We start from the raw sequence: 22328 nt of genomic DNA, 5'->3' as shown, positions 1-22328 counted from the left end.
CAGCTAGGGCCCGCTCCCACCCCAGGGAACGGGCCCGTGCTCGTCGTTAAGGTGAACCCATGAGCCAAGCCCCCCGCTTCGACCGCGGCCACACTGACGACCTCATGACGTTCCTCGCGGCCGGCCCCTCCCCCTACCACGCCGTGGCGAACGCCGCCGAGCGGCTGGAGAAGGCCGGATTCCGGCAACTCGCGGAAACCGACGCCTGGGACGGCGCGGCGGGCGGCAAGTACGTGCTGCGCGGTGGCGCGATCATCGCCTGGTACGTTCCCGAGGGCGCCGCCCCGCACACCCCGTACCGCATCGTCGGCGCCCACACCGACTCCCCCAACCTGCGGATCAAGCCCCGCCCCGACAGCTCCGCGCACGGCTGGCGCCAGCTCGCGGTGGAGATCTACGGCGGGCCCCTGATGAACTCCTGGCTCGACCGCGACCTGGGCGTCGCCGGACGGCTGTCGCTGCGCGACGGCACCCACCGCCTGGTCAACGTGGACCGGCCGCTCGCCCGGGTCCCGCAGCTCGCCATCCACCTCGACCGCAAGGTCAGCGCCGAGGGCCTCAAGCTCGACCCGCAGCGCCACCTCCAGCCCGTCTGGGGCTTCGGCGACGCCGACGAGGGCGACCTGATCCGCTTCCTGGCCGAGGAGTACGACCTCGACGCCGAGGACGTCACCGGCTGGGACCTGATGACCCACCCCGTCGAGGCCCCCGCCTATCTGGGCCGCGACAAGGAACTCGTCGCCGGGCCCCGGATGGACAACCTGCTCTCCGTGCACGCCGCCGTCGCCGCGCTGGCCGCCGCCTCGGCCACCGAGGACCTCCCGTACATCCCGGTGCTCGCCGCGTTCGACCACGAGGAGAACGGCTCCCAGTCCGACACCGGCGCCGACGGCCCGCTGCTCGGCTCCTGCCTGGAACGCAGCGTCTACGCGCGCGGAGGCTCCCTGGAGGACCGGGCCCGCGCCCTCGCCGGGACCGTCTGCCTCTCCTCGGACACCGGCCACGCCGTGCACCCCAACTACGCGGAGCGCCACGACCCGACCCACCACCCGCGCGCGGGCGGCGGCCCCATCCTCAAGGTCAACGTCAACAACCGCTACGCCACCGACGGCTCCGGCCGGGCCGTGTTCGCCGCCGCCTGCGAGAAGGCGGGCGTCACTTTCCAGACGTTCGTCTCCAACAACGCGATGCCCTGCGGGACCACCATCGGGCCGATCACCGCCGCCCGGCACGGCATCAAGACCGTCGACATCGGCGTCGCGATCCTGTCCATGCACAGCGCCCGCGAACTCTGCGCCGCCGACGACCCGCACCAGCTCGCCAACGCCCTGACCGCGTTCCTCACCGGCTGAGCCAGCGGGCCGGCGACCCGTCGGCTCCCCTTCCCCTCCGCCCTCCACGACCCCGCGACCCGTGCCCGGCACCCCGCCGGGCGCGGTCCGACGGGGAGGTCGGCATGCCCGCGCCCGCCCCGGGTACGCGCCCCCCGAACGGAACCGCCGTACCGACCGGCACGACCGACAGGGAGGCAACAGCCATGGGACTGGGTGGATGCGTCGCGCTCCTCGCCGTGGGAGCGATCCTCACCTTCGCGACCGACTGGGAGCTGCGGGGGGTGGACTTGAACGCCGCCGGACTGGTGCTGATGGCGGCGGGCCTCATCGGGATCGTGGCCTTCACCAGCGTCGCCCGCCGCCGGGTGGTGGTCCCGGGCGCGACGACCGTCGTCGACGGAGACCCCGGAACCCGCTGACCGCCCGCCGGTCCCGGCGGCCTTCCGCCCCCCGCCCCCGTCCCCCGGGGCGGGGGCGGTCGCCGTCCCCGCCGACCGGTACGCGGGTCAGCCGATCGCCTTCGGCAGGGCGCCGTGCCGGGCCACGCACCTGTTCTCGTAGGCGACGATGGTGAGCACGCCGTCCTTCGGGTCGCCGTAGGACATGAGCTCCACGACCAGCGTCCAGTCGCGCTGCGCAAGGGCCGTCGTGGCGTCGCCGACCGTCGCCCCGTCCTTCCCGTAGCCCTTCTGGTCCTTGGTCGTCCGCCACTCACGGGCGCGCAGCCCGTCCAGGACCGCGTCGTACTGCTCGACGCCGACCGGGGTCTTCCCTGCCCCGATTCCCTTGTAGCCCACGTAGCACGACTGGGGCGAGCCGACCGGGACCGCCTTGGTCATCCGGGAGAAGTCCGGGTGGCTCTTCGGCGCGCCCGCGTCGGCCGTGGAGGTCTCGATGTCGGTGCGCACGACCTGCTTGTCGAGCGGTCCGGTGCCCTTGGGCCGGGGCTCAAGGTCGGCGCCCGGTCCACCGTCGCCGTCGTCCGCGCCGCAGCCCGTGACCCCGAGCGCGATGACGGCCACCGCCACCACGGCCCGTCGTATGCCCCTGCCCCTACCCCTGCGTCTTCCGCCCGTTCCGCGCACAGCCGTGTCCTCCCAGGTCACCAGGGTCGTGCGCCCTCGTGATCAAGGCAGGAGTGTTCCATGGGGGGCGGTTTTCGGCCATCCCCGGGCCGTCTGTTCCGCCAGCGGTCGGGGCTGACGGAAGGCGGCGGCGCGTCGGGCCGACGGAATCCGGGCGGCGGTCAGGTCGACGGAGTCCGGGCGGCGACGGGCCGACGGACACGGGCGGCTCCCGGCCACGAGCCCGGTAGGACCCGTGCGGCCCGGTGCGGACCCGTACGACCGGGGCGACCAGGGGCGGACCGGGGCGGACCCGACGCGACCCGTTCTGCCCCGGTCCGCCCCGGGAAGGAGGGCCTACGCCTCCGAGTCCATCCCCGCCAGCACCAGCGGCAGCCGGTCCGCCGCGCCCGTCACCAGCCGTACCGGAACGCCCCAGTCCTGCTGGTGGACGTGGCACGCCGGGTACTCGTTCGCGGGATCGTCGTCGCAGGACGCCGCCATCGCGGAGACGTGCAGCACCCCCTCCGGCACGGCCGGGTCCAGCTCCAGGTCCCGGGCCAGCCCGGTCCCCGCGCCCGCGCCCGACCGCAGCAGCTCCGGCGGCGTCGAGGACACCAGCAACCGGGTCGACGGGCCGTACCGCTCGTCCAGCTTCTGTCCCGACGGGGCCTGGAACACCACGTCCAGCCGCAGCGCGCCCGGCGCCACCTCCGTCGGCTCCCGCCGCAGCCGGTGGGCCACCGCCGCCACCCGGACCGCCTCCTCCGGCAGCCGCAGCCGGGTCAGCCGGTGCCGCGCCGACTCCACCACCACCAGGTCCCCGTCCACGACCACCGCGCCGGACGGCTCGCGCAGATCGGTGGCGAGCGTGCTGACCTCGCCGGTCGCCGGGTCGTAGCGGCGCAGCGCGTGGTTGTACGTGTCGCTGATCGCGACCGAGCCGTCCGGCAGCGCGGTGACGCCCAGCGGGTGCTGCAACAGCGCCTGGTCCGCCGGACCGTCCCGGTGCCCGAAGTCGAACAGCCCGGTGCCCACGGCGGTGCGGACCGTCCCGTCCCGGTCGATCCAGCGCAGGGCGCTGGTCTCCGAGTCGGCGATCCACAGCCGCTCCCCGTCGGCGCCGACCGCCAGCCCGGACGGCTGCGCGAACCACGCCTCGTCGCCCGGACCGTCCACCAGCCCCTCGTTGGTGGTGCCCGCCGCGACCGCGACCGTCCCGGCGGCCGGGTCGTACGTCCACAGCTGGTGGACGCCCGCCATGGCGATCCACACCCGGTCCGCGAAGTACGCCACGTCCCACGGCGAGGACAGGTCCGCCTCCCGCGCCGGGCCCTGGGTGGCGGCACCCTGCCACCACTGGCGGCCGGTGCCCGCGAGGGTCGTCACCTCCCCGGTCGCCGGGTCGAGGCGGCGCAGCGCGTGGTTGACGGTGTCCGCGACGACCACCGAGCCGTCCGGCAGCGCGGCGAGCCCCTGCGGTTCGCTGAACGCGGCCAGCTCCGCCGGTCCGTCGGCGAGGCCGCGCCGCCCGGAACCGATCCGCCGCACCACGGTCTCGCCGTCCGCCGCCAGCTCCACCAACTGGTGCCGGGTGGTGTCCGAGACCAGCAGGTTCCCGGACGGCAGCGCCAGCGCCTTGCCCGGGAACCGCAGCTCGGTCGCGACCGGCTCGGGCGGCACGTACGGGCCGTCCCCGCGCCGCAGGGTGCCCTTCGCGGTGTGCTCCGCCTCCAGCTCGGCCACCAGCTTGGCGAGGGCGTGCGCGTGCCCCTCGCCCGCGTGCTGCGCGACGACGTACCCCTCCGGGTCGATCACCACCAGCGTCGGCCAGGCCCGCACGGCGTACTGCTTCCAGGTCGTCAGCAGGGGATCGTCCAGCACCGGGTGCTCCACCCCGTACCGCTCCACCGCGTCCACGACCGCCTGGTGGTCGGCCTCGTGCGCGAACTTGGGCGAGTGGACGCCGACGATGACCACCGTGTCCCGGTGCCGTTCCTCCAGCTCCCGCAGCTCGTCGAGGACGTGCAGACAGTTCACGCAGCAGAAGGTCCAAAAATCGAGGATCGCGATGCGTCCCCGCAGGTCGGCGAGGGTCAGCGGCTCACCGCCCGTGTTCAGCCAGCCGCCCTCGCCGGTCAGCTCGGGGGCACGGACGCGGGCGCGGCGGCGGGGCGCCGGGGTGGGCGCGGCGGTCGGCGCGGGGGTGGGCGCCGGGGCGTCGTCGTTCATGGCTCCAGGGTGCCATCCACCCCGGCCCGGCTCCTGACCCCAGCCCTGGTCCGGCCCTGCTCCCCGGTGCCCTGCCATGGCCTCAGCCCTGGTCCGGCCCTGTCCGGTCCCCTGTCCTGGCCTACCCGCGCCTCCGGCGGCAGCCCGCTGCCCAAGAACCCCCGGACACGACCGAGGCCCCGTGGAGTGATCCACAGGGCCTCGGTCTCGATGTGCACTCGGCAGGATTCGAACCCGCGACCTCCTGATCCGCAGGATCGGGCGGGGTGTTGGGCTGGGGCTCCAGCTGCGCCCCGGCCGATGGTAAGCGGCCGTGTTCGATATGGGGGAGTGAACTGGTAAGAATCTTGGGAGCAGAAGATCCTGACCATAAATAGCGGCGACAGCGAGAACTAAGTTGGCCGCCCAACAGGTCCAGTAATGACCCCTAATTCACCTTGGACCTTACCCCCTACCGAGTCAGCCGAGGTAGGGCATTTCATAATCTTCCAGGAAGTGCCGGAGTCGGAGCCGCTGAGTGTGGTGTATCGGCAGTTGCTCGATCTCCTCAGGCCGGACAAACCGCAGCTCCGTGGACTCGTCCGAGATGGCGAGCTCGCCCCCCATCACACGGGCGGTGAAGCAGACATTGAACTGCCTGCGCACCTCACCATCCGAGTAGGCAATGATGTGGCGAGGGTCAGTGTATGTACCAACAAGCCCAGTAATTTCCACGTCCAGCCCCGTTTCCTCCTTCACCTCGCGAATGGCTGCTCCCGGAAGGGAGTCGGCCATCTCCATGCCACCACCAGGAAGCGCCCAAAGATCACTGTCACGGCGGCGGTGGAGAAGAATACGCCCTTCGTCGTCGGTGACCACGGCAGACGCCGCCACCACCAAACTGTTCGGCTCCGGTGCCGCCGGGTCGTCGTAGTACTCAGTCCGTGCCATGAGTCACCCTTCCCTTACCGGCTTCGCGGTCTCCCACACCGCGTCGAAGCTACCGGCATAGGTGTCGAACATGCCGTCATCTCCATTGCGACGAAGATGCCACACGGGAGCGCCGTAGGCGTTGACTCCCCAGACATGGGCGTTGACCAACGCTTGGTCGTCCGCGCGGTAGATCGAGTTGTAGAGCGTGGTTGCATGGGTCCGCACTTCGATGCCGGATGCTTCAGCAAGGGGGCCGTAGTGCATGAGGGCGAGGCGGCAACGGGACTCGATTCCGTGGCCGAACTTCTCGTCCTCACCGCGCTGTTGGACATTCACGCTGTCTGGATCACCAATCGCGATACGGACAGCACACCCATCAGCAGCCCTCTCTCGCAACAGGTCATTGAGTCTCGGGTACGCCTCGTGCAGGAAGACGGCTGCATACACCAACACGTCGATCTGTTTGCGGGCCTGGGTCAGCATGTCCACGAACGTGGATACGGGGATGTCCGCCCGCTGCTCGTAGAGAGCCACGAGCTCCGGACTGACGGCGCGGGCAGAACGTGCCTGTCGAAGCGCTGGCCATAGAGCGTGCACGTCTTCTCCTAGCGTTTCCGCTGCCTTCATGGCTGTTGCACGGCGAGGCGTACGCCCTTGGTTCACCCAACGCTCAACGGACTTGGGGTCCACGTCGACCTGCTCCGCGAGGGTGGCGTGCGTCCAACCGCCGGCCGCCATGGCAGCTCGTAGCCTCTCGTTCGGCATCTCGATCTCTCCCAACACCAGGGGACGGCACTAGGGACGTTCTACCGGACGCGGGACGTCCCAAAGTGGGGTTCGTCAGTAGTTCCAACGTCCTGCTGGACGGCGGGACTCTCGTTCCCATGGCGAGCAACGACCAGACCAGACCGGCCATCGGTGAGCTGGCGAAGGACACCGTCGGGGGACGTGTCGGCGTCGTCATGGGTGAAGTCGGCGGCCGGGTGCAGATAAGGCCGGTCGGCGGGGGCGTCGAGTGGGACGCCCTCCCGGACAGCGTGGTGGAACCCGGCGCGCGTGAGGAGTTGAGCGCGCGCTTGGCGGTCCGGAACGGCAACAGCCGGTGCGGCCTGTGATGCGTGCCATCGGCCGGTACGCCGGGGTCCTGTTCGTCGTGATCATCACTGGCTCGTGCGGCCCGGTGATCGGCATGGCCCTCGCCATCGGCATGTAGGACCGGACGCCCCGGACGGATGCCCGTTCCCCGGGCTCATGTCATCCCCGTCCGGGGCGGCCGACAAGCACTTCTCGAACCGTTGAACACAAGGAGAAGTCGTATGACGGCAACAGCGAACGACCAGCGGACCGGACGCGCGGTGGCGGGCGAGGAACTGTTCGCGAGTCTGGCCCACTTCGTGGTCACCCACGACGGTCAGTCCCGGGAGCGGGCCGAGCGGATCGCGGACCAGGCGGTCGCCTTCCTGGTCACCGCGGCCACCGCCACCGTGCCCATGGTCCCGTCCGACGACGTGGACCTCGGCCTCCACGCGCTCATCCTGCACACCAAGGAGTACGCCGCCCTGTGCGAGCGGCACGCGGGCCGGTTCCTCCACCACAACCCGAAGCCCGGCGGCGGCGCCCGGGACCCGGAGCGGGTGGCCGCCTCCGCCCACGCCATGAAGGCGGCCGGGTTCATGGTCTTCGACGACCTGTGGACCGTGGACGGCACGAACCTCGCGCAGTGCGACTCGGACTGCGGGCGACCGTACGGTCAGGCGTAGCGACCTCCGCCACGCCAGCAGCGGCGCGGTCGGTCACGAGCGCCCCGTGGCCGACCGCGTCGGACCGACCGGAAGGACAAGCCCGTGTCCGACGCGCCCCCGCACCTCCCGACCGCCGTACTCGATGCGCTCCGCCCCACCGCCCACCGCCTGGTCGTCCACCGCCGGGGCTCCACCGTCTGGGACGTCGCCAGCCCCCACGGCCGCCACGCCGTGAAACTCGGGCACCCGATCGAGGCCACCCCCGACTGGCCCGCCCAGCCCTGGACCGCCCTCGCCCCCGCCCGCGAACACGCCGTCCTCACCCACCTCGGCATCGACGGCATCGCCTCCGGCACCTGGGAACACGGCACCTGGAACGTCCAACCGTGGCGCGACGGCACCGACCTCCACACCCGCTGGAAACCCCACCGACAACCCGGGGCGACCACCGAACCCGACTCCGAAACCGCCCTGGCCTGCGTCACCGCACTAGCCGACCTCCACGCCCACGGCTGGGTCCACGGCGACGTACAACCCGCACACCTCCTCACCAGCCGGCCGAACCCACCTCATCGACCTCGCCCTCGCCCGAGGCGGCCCCGTACCCACCCCGTACGACTTCCCGTACCGCGGCTGCCTCGTCCACTACGAAGCACCCGAGATCGCCCACAGCGTCCTCACCACCGGCCAGGCCGAACCCACCCGCGAAGCCGACGTCTACGCGCTCGGCGCCGCGCTCCTCGTCTCCGCCACCGGCTGGCGAGCCGTCCGCTACCCCGACGACGCGCCCCGCCCCGTACAACGCCGAGCCGTCGCCGACGGCCACCGCCGCCCCGTACGCGCCCCCGGCAAGCTCGGCGACCTCATCGACGCCATGCTCAGCCACGACCCCGACGACCGCCCCACCCTCCACGAGGTGCGCACCGCCCTTGAATGACCCCAAGGGCTCACGCCTCAGCCCTGGCCCCGGCCCTGATCCTGACCCCAGCTCCGGTCCCGGTCCCGGTCCTGGCCTTGGTCCCAGCTCCGCTCCCTGCCCCTGCCCCGGTCCCTGACCCGTTCGCCGCCTCCGGTCCGTCCGGCCGCTCCCGTCGCTCCTGCGGCCCCACCGCTCCTACCGCTCCGGTCCGTCCGGGGGCCGGGGGCCGTCCGGTGCCCCGGGTTCCCGGGCCACCTGTGCCTCCGGCTCCCGGGCCGCCACCGTCGCGGTCATCGTCCGGAAGGCGGCCCGGTAGGCGCGCGGGCTCACCCCGGTCAGCCGGTGGAAGTGGTGGCGGAGGTTGGCGGGGGAGCCGAAGCCGGTGCGGGCGGCGACGCGTTCGACGGGGAGGTCGGTGTTCTCCAGCAGCGACTGCGCCTCGTGGAGCCGGGCGCGCAGCAGGTACCGCAGCGGGGGCAGTCCGGTCTGGGCCCGGAAGCGACGGGTGAGGGTGCTGACGCTGATCCGGGCGTGGGCGGCCAGGTCGGCGAGGGTCAGCGGACGGTCCAGCCGGTCCGCCAGCCAGCGCAGGGTGAGCGCGAGGTCGGTGTGCCGGGCCAGCTCCCGTTCCCGTTCCTCCTCGTCCGCGACGAGCTGTTCGCGCACCGGGAGGACGAGCCGCCGCATGGTCTGGGCGGCCGTCCGCACCCCGTGGTCCAGGGCGACCAGTTCGACGCAGAGGTCCAGGCCGCCGAAGACCCCGGGCGCGGTGTGGAAGGGCGGGTCCGCGACGGTGGGGTCCCCGACCGGTTCGACGGTGATCCCTGGGTGCCGGTCGGCCAGCTCCCCGAGATGGGGCCAGGAGGTCGTGGCGCGGCGGCCGTCGAGGAGTCCGGCGGCGGCGAGGACGAAGGTCCCGGTGCCGATCGCGGCCATCCGGGCGCCCCGGTCGGCGGCGGCCCGCAGCGCGGCGGTCACCCCGGGCGGCGGCGGGGCGAGGTGGTCTCCGGGGGAGGTGACCAGGACGGTGCTGGCGTCGGCGAGGGCGTCCGGTCCCCAGGGGGTGGCCACGGTCAGCGGGGGGTCGGCGGTGGTGACGGTGCCGGTGGCCGAGCAGGCCCGCACCTCGTAGCGGGCGGCCAGGTCGGCTCGGTTGGCGGCGCCGAACACCGCTCCCGGGACGCCCAGTTGATGGCCGGGGACGCCGTCCGCGAGCAGTACGGTGATCACGGTCATGAGCAGAACCTAGCGGTGGCTGATGGCGTTGACGCTTTTTCGTGGGTCCCGGCGGCGGACACGATGAGGGGGCGGCACCGGCGGTGAGGGGACACCCGGTGGCCGCGTTCCCGCCCGTCGAGGGCGGCCTCCACCAGCACCGAACGAGGGGACACCCCTGTGCGCACCCGTACGCCGTTCACGCCGTCCGAGCCGTCCGCATCACCCGGACCGTCCACACCGTCCGAACCATTCACGCCGTCCGAGCCGTCCGAACCGCCCGTGTCACCCGGGCCGTCCGCCGCGCCCGCGCGTTCCCGCTCCACGGCCGGAGCCCTCCCCCGGGACTCCCGGAGCCCCGGGACCCTCCAGAGCCCCGGGAACCCCCGGCGCCCCCGACTCCGCCGCACCGTCCCCGTCCTGCTCGCGGCCACGGTCGTGGCGGGCGTCCTGACCGGTGGCGGAGCCTCGGCGGCCGGGCCCGGTCCGGCTCCCCGCACCGACACGGCCACCACCGGGAAGGGCGGGCCGTCCGCCCGGAACGACGGGTCGGCGGCGGTGGTCGAGGGCGTCGAACGCCTCGCCCGCCCGCTGCGCACCACCGCGCCCGACGCCCCCGCCCGGGACCTGGCGGGGCTCGTCCGGACGATCGGGGACGCCGAGGTCGTCGGGGTCGGCGAGGCCACCCACGGCTCCAAGGAGCTGTTCCAGCTCAAGGACCGGCTCTTCCGCCGGTTGGCCGGACGGGAGGGCTTCACCACCTTCGCGCTGGAGACCTCCTGGTCGTCGGGGGTCCGGCTGGACGCGTACGTGCGCACCGGGAAGGGCGACCTGCGGCGGATCATGCGCGAGGAGTTCCAGGGCTCGTACGCCGACTGGAACAACGCCGAGTTCCTGCGGCTGTTCACGTGGATGCGGGAGCACAACCGCACGGCCGCCCCCGGGCAGCGGCTGCGGGTGATGGGCAACGACGTCAACGACGTGGACCACGCCCAGTACCGGCGGATCGTCGACTGGGCCGCGGAGCACCGCCCCGCGCTGGCGCCCCGGCTACGGGAACGGTACGCGGCGGCGCTCGCCCTGCCCGCCGGGGTCGCCGAACGGACCGCCGCCCTGAGCGCCAGGCCACGGGCCGAACGGGAGGCGATGGCGGCGGACGCCCGCGCCGTGCACGCCCTGCTCACCGGGGCGGGCGGGGTCGATCCGCTGGTCCTCCAGGAGTCCCGGGTGATCGTCGACATGGCGTCCCTGTACGCGCTGGACCTCCTCGACCCGACGGTCGAGCCCGAGGCGAACCGGCTGCGGGACCGGGCGATGGCCGAGCACACCGTGTGGTGGCAGCGGTGGACCGGCGGCCGGGTCCTGGTCTCCGCGCACAACGCGCACCTCGCCTACGAGACCCCTGACGCGGGCACCCACCCCGTCGTCCAGGGCACCGTCCTGAGGGAGCTGATCGGCGACCGGTACCTGGCGGTCGGCACCTCGGTGCACAGCGCCCGGTACCGGGCCCACGACCACCGCACGGGTCTGTTCGACGTCTTCGACACGGGTCCGGCCGCCCCCGGCAGCAACGAGCACGTCCTCGACCGGGTACGCCCGCGCGGCGCCCGTGACGGCGACACCGGCTACTACGTGGACCTCCGCGCGGCCCGCCACGACCGGGCGGCCGGTCCCTGGCTGGCCACCGCCCGGCCCATGTTCGTGGTCCCCGGCGGCTACGGGGGCCGCCCGGAGGAGCGCCTCAAGGACGTCGCCCCGGGCCGCGCCTTCGACGTCCTCGTCCATCTGCGCCGGGCGGTGGAGTACGGGGAGGTGGGCTGACGGGCCGTGGCCGCCACGGACGGAGCTCCGGGACGACGGGACCGGGCCCGTCGTCCCGGACGAACCCGCCCTGGACCGACCCGTTCTGGGCGAACCCGTCCTGGACCGACCCGTTCTGGGCGAACCCGTCCTGGACCGACCTGTTCTGGGCGAACCCGTCCTGGACCGGACCCGTCCTGGACGAACCCGTCCTGGACCGGACCCGTCCGGGGACCCGTGATCAGGTCTCCGTGATCAGACGCCCGTGAGCGGTTCCCAGCGCCCCGGCCCCTCCGGGGACGGCTTCCCCCAGGTCAGGGCGGGCAGACTCAGCAGTCCGGGGGGCTCGCCGTCGAACAGGGCGGGGGACTCCAGGCGGTCGGCCATCTCCTCCAGGTACGTCGTCAGCGACTCGTACCGGGGCTCGCGGTCGCCGTACCGGCCCCAGAAGCAGACCCGTCCGGTCTCCGCGTCCAGGTAGAGGCCGGAGTCCGGGGCGGCGGGGCCGCCGTGGCAGAACGGGATCCAGGCGGCGCGCCAGTGCGGGGACTCCCCGGTGCCGGGGTCCACGGCCGCGCGCCGCCGCTGGTCCGCGTAGACGGAGACCACCGTGTCGAGGTCCATCAGGGCCCAGCCGCCGAGCATGAAGGCCGACCACGGCAGGTCCCTCGTCCCGGCGTGCTCGCTCCACAGGGCCCGCAGCCCGGTCGGCACCCGGACCCCGATCCGGTCCCGCACCGCGTTGACCTCCGGCCATCCGGCGCCCGGCCGCAGCGCGGTCAGGGTTCCCGGCGCGTGCCGGTCCAGCCACGCCTCGACCCGCCGCCAGGCGTCGGTGACCTGCCGGGCCTCGGCGGCCGTCCGCTCGGCCTCCGACAGCCACGCGTGGTCCGCCTCGTCGATCGTCCTCTTCGGTTCGCCCATGCGGCCAACGTAGCGACGGGCACCGGCGGTCGGTCCGGGCGGGGCGTCCGGCGCGGGGCGTCCAGGGCGGGGGCGCTCCCGCCCCGGACCGACCGCCGGGGGCGCCCCGTGTCGCCCGCCGGGGGCGCCCCCGGCGGGCGGAGCGCCCCCGCGCGGGGTCAGTTGCCGATGGCCCCGCCGTCCTTCCGCCAGACCGCGACGACCGAGGGGCGCACCAGCTCGCCCGGGCCGTCCGGCCAGGTGCTCGCCGGGTGCTCCACGCTCGCGCCGTCCACCTCGCCGGGGTGCTGGACGGCGACCAGCACCCGGCGTTCCTGGATCACCGGGCCGCAGGTCTCCGCGCCCGTCGGCACCGTCAGGAACTGCCGCAGCTCGCCCCGGCGCTCGCCGCTCGTCGCCACGCCGAACAGCCCGTCGTGGGAGCCGAGCTTGTTGCCGTCGGTGGAGAGCCACAGATTGCCGTGCGGGTCGAAGGCGACGTTGTCGGGGCAGGAGATCGGCGAGACCCGGTCCTTGGGGAAGCCCGCGAAGTACGTCGACGGGTCCTGCGGGTCGCCCGCCACCAGGAACAGGTTCCAGCCGAAGCGGGTGGCGTCGGCCCGGTTACGGTGCTCGGTCAGCTCCAGGACCTGTCCGTGCTTGTTGCGGGCGCGCGGGTTGGCCTCGTCCGCGCCGGGCTTGCCGGGCGTGCCGCGCTCGGTGTTGTTGGTGAGCGCCACGTACACCTTGCCGGTGTGCGGGTGCGGCTCCACGTCCTCGGGGCGGTCCATCTTGGTGGCGCCCACCCGGTCGGCGGCCTGCCGGGTGAAGACGTAGACCTCCTCGGCGCTCATCCCCGGCACGTGCGAGACGGCGCGCCCGCCGGGGCCCGCCGTGGCCAGCGGGAGCCACTCGCCGCCGCCGTCGAACACGCCGTCGGAGGGGTGGGTGCCGGAGCCGTCGATCTCCTCGGCGGGGGAGTCGCCGGTGATCCGGGCCACGTACAGGGTGCCCTCGTCCAGCAGGGTCAGGTTGTGCGCGTGCGCGGTGCGGCTGTTACCGCGCATGCGGCGCTTGGACGAGACGAACTTGTAGAAGTAGTCGAAGCGTTCGTCGTCGCCCATGTAGACGACGGGACGCCCGTCCCGGGTGAGCCGGGGCTGCGCGGCCTCGTGCTTGAAGCGGCCGAGCGCGGTCCGCTTGCGCGGGGTGGAGTCCGGGTCGTACGGGTCCAGCTCCACCACCCAGCCGAAACGGTTCGGCTCGTTCGGTTCCTTCGTCAGGTCGAACCGGTCGTCGAACCGCTCCCACTTGCGCTCGGAGGCGCCGCCCGTCACCCCGTACCGCTTCAGCCGGGCGACCTCGACCGGGTCGGTGACCCGGTCCGCGTGGCCGAAGTACTGGTTGAAGTTCTCCTCGCCGTGCAGGGTCGTCCCCCACGGCGTCTCGCCGCCCGCGCAGTTGTTGAGGGTGCCGAGGACGGTGCGGCCCTTGGGGTCGGCGCCCGTGCGCACCAAGGGGTGCCCGGCGACCGGGCCGCTCAGCCGGAACGGGGTGCTCATGGTGAGCCGCCGGTTCAGCGGGTGGCGCGGCACCACGGAGAGCCGTCCGGTGCGGTGCCGCTCCTCCACCACGACGACCGACAGCCCGTGCGCGGCCCAGGCGATCTCCACCTGTTCGCGGGTCGGGTTCTCGGGGTCGTAGCCCCGGAACATCAGCACCTCGTTGGTGTACTCGTGGTTGGCCACCATCACCTGGCGGCCGTGCTCCCGGGGCAGCGGCAGCACGCTCAGGAAGTCGTTGTTGTAGCCGAACTGCCCGGCCTGCGCCGCCGCCGTCTGACGGTCCGGGTCGAAGGCCGGGGCGCCCCGCAGGATCGGGTCGCCCCAGCGGATCACCACCTCGCGGGCGTAGCCCTCGGGGACGGTGACCGCGTCCTCGGTGTTCGGGGCGACGGGCGTGAACCGCAGCCCCCGCACCGGACGGTCCTGGGGCCGGTGACGGCCGCCCCCGGGCCCCGCGACGGGGGCCGCCTCGGCCCGCCCCGCCCCCGGACCGGCGAGCGCCCCGCCCGCGACGGCCCCGGCGACGGTGACCACGGCGGTCGCGCGCATCAGGGACCGGCGGCTGACCGCCGCCGCGATGACGTCCCCGGCGTACGCGTTCCCGCTGGTGTTCGGCACCTCCCCGAAGCAGGCGTCGCCGCAGCGGTAGCGGCAGGTGAGGGCGGAGCGACCGCCCGGGTGAGTGGTGATCAACGGCAGCGTTCTGCGCACGTCTCGCTCCCCTTTTCGGGATCTGTTCGGCTCGGTGTGCGTTCGGCGTGAACTTAGGGCCCTGCCCTTGTGAGGGGAGGGACGAAACATGAACGCGGAGTGAACCTGGCACGGAGGACGGGGTGCCGTTGGGCCGTCGGGGTGGGTCGGCCGGTGATCGTCCGGGCGTTTGGCTAACCTTACGTAGCCGTCCTGGCCAGGGATTGACAGAACAACTCATCTGAAGGGTTGCGCACATGGGCATTCTGAGTCGGCTGCGGGGCGTGTTCGGTCGCTCGAAGAAGTCCGAAGGCCCTGTGCGGGGCACCGGGGAGGACGCGGCCGCGCTGCCCCCCGGGGAGCGGACGGACGCGACGGACGCGGACCGCACCGAGGCGGACCGCGCCGGGGCGAAGGCCACGGCGGAGGCGACCGTTCCGTCGCCCGCAGGTGAGCCTCCGGCCACCGCCACCGCGTCTTCCACGGCTTCTACGTCTTCTACCGCGTCCGCGTCCGCGTCCGGGTCCGCTTCCGGGTCCGCTTCCGATGAGGACGACGCGGACGCCGTCACGGGCACGGCGGCGACGGCGGGGGCGCGGGTGCCCGCGCAGTCGTCCGTCGCGGACGAGCTGGTCTCCGCCGCCTTCGACCACGTGACCGTCCCCCGTCCCGCCGAGCCCGCGCGCGGTGCGTCCGCGGTGGTCCCGGCGCAGTCCACGGCACCCGCCGCCACCTCGTCCGGCGCGGGCCCGTCCACCACGGAGCCCACGCCGTCCGCCGGGTCCGGCAGCTCGGGTGCGTCCAGTACCCCGGCCGCGTCCGCCGGGTCCGGTGCCGGCACCGACGCCGCCGCCGCCAAGCCCACGATCCCCGCGCCGGCGGCGGAACCGGAACCCGGCCCGGGCCCGGTGCCCGCGCCCGCCGGGCCGACCACGGCCGGGGCCGAGCCGGTGACCGAGCCGGAGGCCCGGCGGGTGACCGTGCCGGAACCCGCCGCCGAGCCGACCCCCGAACCGGTCGCGACGTCCGGGGCCGAGGCCGGGGCCGCCGAGGCGACCCCCGAACCGGAGCAGGCGACCGCGTCCGAGCCGGTGACCTCGCCCGAGCCGGTGGCGGTCGTCGTACCGGAGACGGTCACGGAGCCGGAGACGGAGACGGTCACCGCTCCGGCGGCCACCGCACCGGAGCCCACGGCGGCGCCGGAACCGGAGTCGGTGACCGCCGAGTCCGCGCCCACCCCGGCCCCGGAAGCCGCACCGGAACCGGCACCCGAAGCGGAGGCCGCCCCGGAACCGACGGCGACGACCGAGGCGCCGGAGACGGCCGGGACGTCCGAGGTGGCCGAGGCACCCGAGCCGGACGCGACGGTCGAGGTGACCGAGGCGCCCGAGCCCGACACGACCCCGGAGCCGGACGGAACGGCCGAGGCGGCCGGGTCGGCCGGGACCCCGGAACCGGCCCCGGCCCAGGAAGCCGCGACCGACACCGACACCGACACCGACAAGGCGACCATCCCCGACGAGACGGCCGCCCTGGACGAGGCGACCGTCCCGGACACGGTCACCGTCCCGGACGGGACTGCCGTCCCCGACGCCTCAGTCGACATCGACGAGGCGGCGGCCCCGGACGAGGCGACCGTCCCCGACGAGACGGCTGACGCCGCCGCCGGAGGGAAGCCCGCCTGGAGCCTCGCCCGGGTGCGGAGCCGGGCGCCGGGCCTGGTCGCCGGGTACAAGGCGGCGGGCGCGGCCCTGCGCAAGCGGGAACTGGCGGGTGCCCGGCTCCGGGTGTATCTGGTGCTGGACCGTTCCGGCTCCATGCGCGGGTACTACAAGGACGGCTCCGCGCAGAGCCTCGGCGAGCAGGCGCTCGCGCTCTCCGCGCATCTGGACGGGACGGCGACCGTCCCCGTCGTGCTGTTCTCCACCGAGGTGGACGGCACCGGGGAGCTGGACCTCACCGCGTACGAGGGCCGGGTCGACGAGCTGCACGCCGCCGCCGGGCGGATGGGCCGCACCAGCTACCACGCGGCGATCGACGCGGTCGTGGCCCACTACGAGGGGTCCGGGGAGACCGGACCCGCGCTGGTCGTCTTCCAGACCGACGGTCCGCCGGACGCCAAGGGCCCGGCGAACGAGGCGCTGGCCGCGGCGGCCCGGCTGCCGCTGTTCTTCCAGTTCGTGGCGTTCGGCGAGCACGAGGCCAAGGGCTTCGACTACCTGCGGAAGCTGACCGCCCAGAACGCGGGCTTCTACCACGCGGGCCCGGCGCCCCGGGAGCTGACCGACAAGGAGTTGTACGAGGGGCTGCTCGCGGCGCTGCCCGGCTGGCTGGCCGCGCGGACCGGCTGAGCCCGCCGCGCACCGGGGCTCCAGCGGCGCCCCGCCCGGGAAAACTCCGGGCGGGGCGCCGCTGCCCGTCGGATAGGATTCGTGGATTCCGTACCCCGCCGGACGGGCCCGCGCGGCCCGCCCCACCGGCCCGGCCGGAAGACCACCACGGCACCTCGCACCACACCGCACACACCGCGACCCGGGAGCAGCCTCCATGGCTCGACACCTCATCACCAGCGCCCTTCCGTACATCAACGGGATCAAGCACCTGGGCAACATGGTGGGGTCCATGCTTCCGGCGGACGTGTACTCCCGGTACCTCCGCCAGCGCGGCCACGACGTCCTGTACATCTGCGCCACCGACGAGCACGGCACCCCCGCCGAGCTGGCGGCCAAGGAGCGGGGCCTGCCGGTGGACGAGTTCTGCGCGCGGGCGCACGACGCGCAGAAGGCCGTGTACGACGGCTTCGAGCTGGCCTTCGACTACTTCGGCCGCAGCTCCTCGGCGCAGAACGTGGAGATCACCCAGCACTTCGCGCGCAAGCTGAACGAGAACGGGTTCATCGAGGAGCGGGCCATCCGCCAGGTGTACTCGCCCGCCGACGGCAGGTTCCTGCCGGACCGGTACGTCGAGGGCACCTGCCCGCACTGCGGGTACGACAAGGCGCGCGGCGACCAGTGCGAGAACTGCACCCGGGTGCTCGACCCCACGGACCTGATCAACCCGCGCTCCGCGATCAGCGGGTCCACGGACCTGGAGGTCCGCGAGACCAAGCACCTCTTCCTGCTCCAGTCGAAGCTGCAGCCCGAGGTCGAGGCGTGGATCGACGAGGTCGGCGGCGCCTGGCCGCAGCTGGCGTCCTCCATCGCCCGCAAGTGGCTGACCGAGGGGCTGCACGACCGGGCGATCACCCGTGACCTGGACTGGGGCGTGCCCGTCCCGGCGGACACCTGGCCGGAGCTGGCGGCCGAGGGCAAGGTCTTCTACGTGTGGTTCGACGCGCCCGTCGAGTACATCGCCGCGACGAAGGAGTGGGCCGACGCCGCGCCCGCCGGGGAGACCCGGGACTGGAAGTCCTGGTGGTACGAGTCGGCCGACACGGTCCGCTACACCCAGTTCATGGCCAAGGACAACGTCCCGTTCCACACGGTGATGTTCCCGGCGACCGAGCTGGGCGTGCGGGAGCCGTGGAAGAAGGTCGACTACGTCAAGGCGTTCAACTGGCTGACCTACTACGGCGGCAAGTTCTCCACCTCGCAGAAGCGGGGCGTCTTCACCGACGCGGCGCTGGAGGTGCTGCCCGCCGACTACTGGCGGTACTTCCTCATCGCGAACGCCCCCGAGTCCGACGACTCCTCCTTCACCTGGGAGCACTTCACCGCCACGGTGAACAAGGACCTCGCGGACACCCTGGGCAACTTCGTCAACCGGGTGCTGTCGTTCTCCCGGAAGCGGTTCGGGGACGAGGTCCCGGCGGGCGGCGTCCCCGGGGCGGCCGAGGAGCGGCTGGGCGAGGAGATCGCGCGGCTGCTCGCGGAGTACGAGGAGCAGCTGGACGCCCTCCAGTTCCGCAAGGCGGCGGCGGCGCTGCGCGCGCTGTGGTCGGCGGGCAACTCCTACCTGGAGGAGAAGTCCCCCTGGCTGGAGATCAAGACCGACCCGGAGGCGGCGGCGCTGACGCTGCGCACCGCGATGAACCTGATCCGGCTGTACGCGGTGGTGTCCGAGCCGTTCGTCCCGGCCTCGGCGAAGGCGATGCGGGGCGTGTTCGCCCTGGCGGACGACACGGCGCCGTGGGTCACGGCCGCCGAGGCGACGGCCCTGGACGCGGTCCCGGCGGGCACGCCGTTCACGGTGCCGCCGGTGCTCTTCGCCAAGATCACCGACGATGACCTGGAAGGCTTCCGGACCCGCTTCGGCGGCGAGTAGCCCCTACCCGCACCCGACCTCGCCGAGGGGGCGGCACCGGACGACCGGTGCCGCCCCCTCGCGGCGTACCGGCGTGGGCGGCCGGGAGCGGTGCGCCCGGCGGCCCTCAGGCGTGGATTCCGTCGCGGAGGACGCAGATCCCCCAGGAGAAACGGCGCAGCATCGCCTGCTCGACGTGGGAGGCCGTGGTCCCGTAGCCGATGTTGAGATGGCGCCCCAGGACGACGACGGCCACCCGTCCCGCGCCCGCCGACTTCAGGGTGGCGGCGGCCGACTGGGCGTGACTGCCGGTGGTCCAGGTGTCGTCGACGAGGAGGACGTGTTCGCCCCGCAGCCGCTGCGAGGTGTAGCGCTCACGGGACGGGACACGGCCGAGCGAGGTCGCCTTCGGGCCGGGGACGAGCAGGTCGCGGAAGCGTTCGCGGGTGACGGCCACCGTTTCGGCGACCATGGAGCGTAACGGGTGGTCGACCCGGCCACGGGTGCTGGGAACCGTGGTGACGACGTCGAAAGCCGGTATCTCGCAGCGCTCCGCCACACAGTTCTCGTGCAGGGCGAGGAAACGCCAGAGGACGGCGGCCAGCCCGAGGCGGAAGTGCTGCCGTTGGGGTCCTGCGGCGTTCTTGTAGCGCCAGAGTTCGTTGGCGTACTGCCGGCCCTTCAGTGCCAGGCTGACCGGGACCACGAGGTCCGCCACACTCGTTCCGAGCGTCCGGTCCGCCTCATGGCACGGCCAGCAGCGGAGGTACCCGGGGCCGACGGGCCCGTGGCAGACCTGGCACACGGCGGGGTCGGGCAGCAGGGGGTGGACGAGGAAGTTGGCGTAGCGGGCGGAGATTCCGGCGACGGTGGTCAATCCCGTTGCTGCCTTCCTATGCCCAGGTCAGTTCGCCCGTGGTGGGGACGAGGGAGTCGATGTCCTCGAAGACGTCGTCCGGGCCGTCGATGACGGTGGTGTTCGGTCTGCTGGCGTACTCGCGAGCCCACTCGTGCGACATCAGTGACTCCATGAGGAAGACCCGGCGGCCGTGTTCCAGTGCCAGCCGGGCCTGCATCCGGGCACCGCTGCGGTAGGCCGCCTCGACGACGACGGTGGCCAGGCTGTAGCCGCTCATCACCGCGTTGCGCAGGGGGAACGACGTCTTCGAGGGCGGGGCGTCCGGCCAGAACTGGGAGACGACCAGTCCACGGCGGGCGATCTCCTCCTGGAGGCGGGCGTTCCGCGCCGGGTACGCCCTGCGCAGCCCGGTGCCGATGACGGCGACGGTCCGGCCGCCGACGGCGAGCGCGGCGTCATGGGCCGCGGTGTCGATGCCCGCGGCCAGTCCGGAGACCACGGTGACCCCGCGTGCCGCCAGTCCGCCCGCGATGGCGCGGGCGTGGGCGACGCCCTCCGCGGTGGGCTCGCGGGTGCCGACGACGGCGACCCGCAAGTCGTCCTCGACGGGGGTTCCGCGCAGGAAGACGAAGGGCGGACGCTGGTGCACCAGCCGCAGGTACAGCGGGTAGTCCTCGTCGAGGATCGTCACCAGGCGCATGCCCTCGCGCCGCCACGCGGCGATCTCGGTGACGACGGCTTCCAGGTCCACCGGCGGTTCGGCGGTGAAGAGGGCCGCCTGTCCCGAGGCGTCGAGCGCGCTCTCCAGTACTTCCCGGGCGCTTCCCACGGTTTCGATCTGGTCGGTCAGATCGGACCAGGAACGCGTTCCGCGCCGCAGCAGCGCGATCACCGCGGCCTGCTCCAGCTCCTGATCCATGCGGGAAGTATAGGGAAGCACCCCCGCTCCGGCCCCTCGCCTCATGCCACCCACCCCGTCAGCGGTTCCGTGTCGAGGTCGAAGCCGACCGGGTCCGGCAGCGGGACCGTCTTGCCGAACGGCACCGTCAGCACGGACTCGTAGCGGACCCCGTCGGGCAGGGAGTGGACCTTGACCTCATGGGTGTCGCGGTCGATCAGCAGATGGACGGGGATGCCGGTCTCCGCGTACGCGCGGGGCTTCTCGATCCGGTCGCGGCGGGTGGCGTCCGGGTGGGCGGGGGAGGTCACCTCCACGGTCATCAGCACGCCGTCGGCGGGCGACCACGCGCCGTGCCCGAGGAGGCGTCCACGGGGGCGAGCACCCCGTCGGGGCGGGCGCAGCCCGACGGCCGGGTCGTCAGTCCGACGCCCCGGTCGGCGTGCAGCCACCACCGGGCGTCGTGCCGGAGGCAGCGGAGCGTCAGCCACTGGAGCATCCGCCCGTGGGTCCCGTCCGGCTGGGGTCTCCGTACGATCCGCCCGTCGACGAACTCCAGCCGCAGGGTCTCGTCCACCCGGCATCCCCAGCGGGCGAACGCCTCGAAGTGCTCCCGGTCCAGGGGACCGGGGGCGGGCGAGGCGGAGGCGAGGAGGGCGAGCGGTGGCGGGCGCATGCGTCGGACCCTAGGCCCGGAGGGCCGGCGTCCCGCGTGGATCGGGCTGTTGTTCGCACCATCCGATGAACGGGCGCGCGGGGGCTTGCGGGACGGCGCCCGGTGTGGACCCCCGCCCCTTCCGGACGGGGGTCCGTCACCGCGGCGGTCGCTTCGGGACGTCGGCCGTCGTCATGGTCGGGGACGCCCTGCCCGCCGAACGGCCAGGGGCGTGGTCCGGGCCGTGGCCGGTGGGCGGGGCGGGCGGCTCAGCCCGGTTCACGGGTGCGCCGCCATGGTGGTCGCCGCCCAGGCGGCCAGCAGTTGCAGGCGCTCGGCGGTGGGCGAGGCGGGCTCGGCGACGTACGCGGACAGGGTGACGGAGGGAGAGGAGTCGAGGGTCAGCTCCTCGAAGCCCAGGACGAGTTCTCCGACCTGGTGGTGGTGGAGGGTCTTCCTGCCCGCGCGGTGGACGCCGACGTCGTGGGCGGCCCAGCGGGTTCTGAACTCGGTGCTCCGCGTGGACAGCTCGCCGACGAGCTGTATCAGCTGCTTGTCGTGCGGCGTCGCGCCGGCCTGGGCACGCAGGATGCGCACGCACGCGGCGGCCGCGTCGTCGAGGTCGTCGTAGAAACCGGCCGCGGCGGGGTCGAGGAAGACGACGGCGGCCAGGTTCGGCGCGGCGGCCGACGAGCGCCGGGTCGGGCTGGTGAAGGCCATGTCGAACAGGGCCCGGCCGAGAGCGTTCGACGCGACGACGTCGAGCCTCTTGCTCAGGGCGATGACAGGGGTGGCGCTCATCGCGTCGATGAGCAGCTGTACCTGCTGCGGCACGCCCGCCGCGGCCTTCGGCTGGCTCCTCGCCCGCGAGGGGCGGCGCGCGGTACGGGCGAGGTCGTAGAGGTAGGCGTTCTCGTCCTCGGTCAGCTGAAGGGCGCGGGCGAGGGCGTCGAGGACCTCGTCGGAGACCCCTGTCAGGTCGCCCTTCTCGATCCGGGTGTAGTAGTCGACCGAGACGCCGGAGAGCATCGCGACCTCCTCCCGGCGCAGGCCGGGGACGCGGCGCGGGCCGCTTCCCTTCAGGATGCCGGCCATGTCGGGGGTGATCTTCGCGCGACGGGCGGCCAGGAAGTCCCGTACGCGCTCGTCCTTCGGTGCCATGGCTCAACGCTATGGGCTGTCCCGGTCGGGGACCAGGTTCCGCCAGAGCCCCCCACGAGGGGGGTTCCATCACAACCTTCCGCGCTCGGTCGAGGGCGACCACAGTCGATGTCGTGGGAGCCGACGGGCACCGGTCC

The 22328-nt window shown here is 73.4% G+C and carries 19 protein-coding genes and 1 pseudogene; 8 read left to right on the top strand and 12 right to left on the bottom strand.

The annotated features are described in order from the left end of the window. The first annotated feature begins 59 nt into the window (after positions 1 to 59). Together ACVWNX_RS17820 and ACVWNX_RS17815 are read left to right on the top strand one after the other, a co-directional pair. Positions 60 to 1352, top strand: coding sequence for a M18 family aminopeptidase (locus tag ACVWNX_RS17820; protein ID WP_454408146.1), 1293 nt, complete (start codon positions 60 to 62; stop codon positions 1350 to 1352). A 185-nt stretch (positions 1353 to 1537) separates the two neighbouring features. Further along, positions 1538 to 1753: a hypothetical protein gene (locus tag ACVWNX_RS17815; RefSeq protein ID WP_454408144.1), complete on the top strand. Its 216-nt coding sequence runs from the start codon at positions 1538 to 1540 to the stop codon at positions 1751 to 1753. Positions 1754 to 1840: 87 nt separating this feature from the next. Here the strand turns inward: ACVWNX_RS17815 and ACVWNX_RS17810 are convergent, their stop codons facing one another. The 4 genes from ACVWNX_RS17810 to ACVWNX_RS17795 form a co-directional block, all read right to left on the bottom strand. After that, entirely contained in the window at positions 1841 to 2365 is a 525-nt protein-coding gene (locus ACVWNX_RS17810; RefSeq protein ID WP_454408142.1) for a hypothetical protein, read from the bottom strand. 390 nt (positions 2366 to 2755) lie between these two features. Further along, the gene (locus ACVWNX_RS17805) at positions 2756 to 4630 is read right to left on the bottom strand and encodes an NHL domain-containing thioredoxin family protein (RefSeq protein WP_454408141.1); all 1875 of its coding nucleotides are present in this window, start codon (positions 4628 to 4630) and stop codon (positions 2756 to 2758) included. A 459-nt stretch (positions 4631 to 5089) separates the two neighbouring features. Continuing rightward, positions 5090 to 5560, bottom strand: coding sequence for an NUDIX hydrolase (locus tag ACVWNX_RS17800; protein WP_454408139.1), 471 nt, complete (start codon positions 5558 to 5560; stop codon positions 5090 to 5092). Between the two features lie 3 nt (positions 5561 to 5563). Continuing rightward, positions 5564 to 6307: a helix-turn-helix domain-containing protein gene (locus tag ACVWNX_RS17795; RefSeq protein ID WP_454414817.1), complete on the bottom strand. Its 744-nt coding sequence runs from the start codon at positions 6305 to 6307 to the stop codon at positions 5564 to 5566. A gap of 119 nt (positions 6308 to 6426) precedes the next feature. Here ACVWNX_RS17795 and ACVWNX_RS17790 point away from each other — a divergent pair, with 119 nt between their 5' ends. From ACVWNX_RS17790 to ACVWNX_RS17780, 3 genes and pseudogenes are all read left to right on the top strand, one after another. Next, complete coding sequence (locus tag ACVWNX_RS17790; protein ID WP_454408137.1) at positions 6427 to 6657, top strand: hypothetical protein; 231 nt, start codon at positions 6427 to 6429, stop codon at positions 6655 to 6657. A gap of 201 nt (positions 6658 to 6858) precedes the next feature. Then, complete coding sequence (locus tag ACVWNX_RS17785) at positions 6859 to 7302, top strand: glycine-rich domain-containing protein (RefSeq protein WP_454408135.1); 444 nt, start codon at positions 6859 to 6861, stop codon at positions 7300 to 7302. A gap of 84 nt (positions 7303 to 7386) precedes the next feature. Next, positions 7387 to 8221: pseudogene (locus ACVWNX_RS17780) on the top strand (protein kinase domain-containing protein). A 177-nt stretch (positions 8222 to 8398) separates the two neighbouring features. Here the strand turns inward: ACVWNX_RS17780 and ACVWNX_RS17775 are convergent. After that, entirely contained in the window at positions 8399 to 9439 is a 1041-nt protein-coding gene (locus ACVWNX_RS17775; protein ID WP_454408134.1) for a GlxA family transcriptional regulator, read from the bottom strand. Positions 9440 to 9700: 261 nt separating this feature from the next. Between ACVWNX_RS17775 and ACVWNX_RS17770 the strand changes: the two genes are divergently transcribed. After that, positions 9701 to 11239: an erythromycin esterase family protein gene (locus ACVWNX_RS17770; RefSeq protein ID WP_454408132.1), complete on the top strand. Its 1539-nt coding sequence runs from the start codon at positions 9701 to 9703 to the stop codon at positions 11237 to 11239. Between the two features lie 234 nt (positions 11240 to 11473). Here ACVWNX_RS17770 and ACVWNX_RS17765 read toward each other — a convergent pair whose 3' ends face one another. Together ACVWNX_RS17765 and ACVWNX_RS17760 are read right to left on the bottom strand one after the other, a co-directional pair. Beyond that, positions 11474 to 12142, bottom strand: coding sequence for an SMI1/KNR4 family protein (locus ACVWNX_RS17765; protein ID WP_454408130.1), 669 nt, complete (start codon positions 12140 to 12142; stop codon positions 11474 to 11476). A gap of 158 nt (positions 12143 to 12300) precedes the next feature. Then, positions 12301 to 14397, bottom strand: a complete 2097-nt coding sequence (locus tag ACVWNX_RS17760) for a PhoX family protein (protein ID WP_454408128.1) — start codon at positions 14395 to 14397, stop codon at positions 12301 to 12303. A gap of 236 nt (positions 14398 to 14633) precedes the next feature. Here ACVWNX_RS17760 and ACVWNX_RS17755 point away from each other — a divergent pair, with 236 nt between their 5' ends. Both ACVWNX_RS17755 and metG read left to right on the top strand, forming a co-directional pair. Further along, positions 14634 to 16727, top strand: coding sequence for a VWA domain-containing protein (locus ACVWNX_RS17755; protein ID WP_454408127.1), 2094 nt, complete (start codon positions 14634 to 14636; stop codon positions 16725 to 16727). Positions 16728 to 16923: 196 nt separating this feature from the next. Continuing rightward, positions 16924 to 18639 carry a methionine--tRNA ligase gene (gene metG / locus ACVWNX_RS17750; protein ID WP_454408125.1) on the top strand — a complete coding sequence of 572 codons (1716 nt, stop codon included), beginning with the start codon at positions 16924 to 16926 and terminating at the stop codon, positions 18637 to 18639. Between the two features lie 106 nt (positions 18640 to 18745). On the opposite strand, the gene ACVWNX_RS17745 is transcribed toward metG, so the two are convergent. From ACVWNX_RS17745 to ACVWNX_RS17725, 5 genes are all read right to left on the bottom strand, one after another. After that, complete coding sequence (locus tag ACVWNX_RS17745; protein WP_454408123.1) at positions 18746 to 19495, bottom strand: ComF family protein; 750 nt, start codon at positions 19493 to 19495, stop codon at positions 18746 to 18748. Between the two features lie 16 nt (positions 19496 to 19511). After that, complete coding sequence (locus ACVWNX_RS17740; RefSeq protein ID WP_454408121.1) at positions 19512 to 20396, bottom strand: DNA-processing protein DprA; 885 nt, start codon at positions 20394 to 20396, stop codon at positions 19512 to 19514. 41 nt (positions 20397 to 20437) lie between these two features. After that, entirely contained in the window at positions 20438 to 20698 is a 261-nt protein-coding gene (locus ACVWNX_RS17735; RefSeq protein ID WP_454408119.1) for a Uma2 family endonuclease, read from the bottom strand. After that, positions 20698 to 21051: a hypothetical protein gene (locus tag ACVWNX_RS17730; RefSeq protein WP_454408118.1), complete on the bottom strand. Its 354-nt coding sequence runs from the start codon at positions 21049 to 21051 to the stop codon at positions 20698 to 20700. The genes ACVWNX_RS17735 and ACVWNX_RS17730 overlap by 1 nt, the downstream gene beginning before the upstream one ends. A 258-nt stretch (positions 21052 to 21309) precedes the next feature. Then, positions 21310 to 22191, bottom strand: a complete 882-nt coding sequence (locus ACVWNX_RS17725; RefSeq protein ID WP_454408116.1) for a helix-turn-helix domain-containing protein — start codon at positions 22189 to 22191, stop codon at positions 21310 to 21312. Positions 22192 to 22328: the final 137 nt, after the last annotated feature.

Source organism: Streptomyces sp. JNUCC 64 (assembly GCF_054484115.1).
Note: the sequence above shows the minus strand (reverse complement) of the source record. Positions and strands in the feature narration are given on the sequence as shown.

What these genes read in the sequence shown, in the direction of transcription:
- ACVWNX_RS17820 (WP_454408146.1), top strand. Translation starts at nt 60, where the DNA reads ATGAGCCAAGCCCCCCGCTTCGACCGCGGCCACACTGACGACCTCATG.
- ACVWNX_RS17815 (WP_454408144.1), top strand. Translation starts at nt 1,538, where the DNA reads ATGGGACTGGGTGGATGCGTCGCGCTCCTCGCCGTGGGAGCGATCCTC.
- ACVWNX_RS17805 (WP_454408141.1), bottom strand. Translation starts at nt 4,630, where the DNA reads ATGAACGACGACGCCCCGGCGCCCACCCCCGCGCCGACCGCCGCGCCC.
- ACVWNX_RS17800 (WP_454408139.1), bottom strand. Translation starts at nt 5,560, where the DNA reads ATGGCACGGACTGAGTACTACGACGACCCGGCGGCACCGGAGCCGAAC.
- ACVWNX_RS17795 (WP_454414817.1), bottom strand. Translation starts at nt 6,307, where the DNA reads ATGCCGAACGAGAGGCTACGAGCTGCCATGGCGGCCGGCGGTTGGACG.
- ACVWNX_RS17790 (WP_454408137.1), top strand. Translation starts at nt 6,427, where the DNA reads ATGGCGAGCAACGACCAGACCAGACCGGCCATCGGTGAGCTGGCGAAG.
- ACVWNX_RS17785 (WP_454408135.1), top strand. Translation starts at nt 6,859, where the DNA reads ATGACGGCAACAGCGAACGACCAGCGGACCGGACGCGCGGTGGCGGGC.
- ACVWNX_RS17775 (WP_454408134.1), bottom strand. Translation starts at nt 9,439, where the DNA reads ATGACCGTGATCACCGTACTGCTCGCGGACGGCGTCCCCGGCCATCAA.
- ACVWNX_RS17765 (WP_454408130.1), bottom strand. Translation starts at nt 12,142, where the DNA reads ATGGGCGAACCGAAGAGGACGATCGACGAGGCGGACCACGCGTGGCTG.
- ACVWNX_RS17755 (WP_454408127.1), top strand. Translation starts at nt 14,634, where the DNA reads ATGGGCATTCTGAGTCGGCTGCGGGGCGTGTTCGGTCGCTCGAAGAAG.
- metG (WP_454408125.1), top strand. Translation starts at nt 16,924, where the DNA reads ATGGCTCGACACCTCATCACCAGCGCCCTTCCGTACATCAACGGGATC.
- ACVWNX_RS17740 (WP_454408121.1), bottom strand. Translation starts at nt 20,396, where the DNA reads ATGGATCAGGAGCTGGAGCAGGCCGCGGTGATCGCGCTGCTGCGGCGC.
- ACVWNX_RS17735 (WP_454408119.1), bottom strand. Translation starts at nt 20,698, where the DNA reads ATGACCGTGGAGGTGACCTCCCCCGCCCACCCGGACGCCACCCGCCGC.
- ACVWNX_RS17730 (WP_454408118.1), bottom strand. Translation starts at nt 21,051, where the DNA reads ATGCGCCCGCCACCGCTCGCCCTCCTCGCCTCCGCCTCGCCCGCCCCC.
- ACVWNX_RS17725 (WP_454408116.1), bottom strand. Translation starts at nt 22,191, where the DNA reads ATGGCACCGAAGGACGAGCGCGTACGGGACTTCCTGGCCGCCCGTCGC.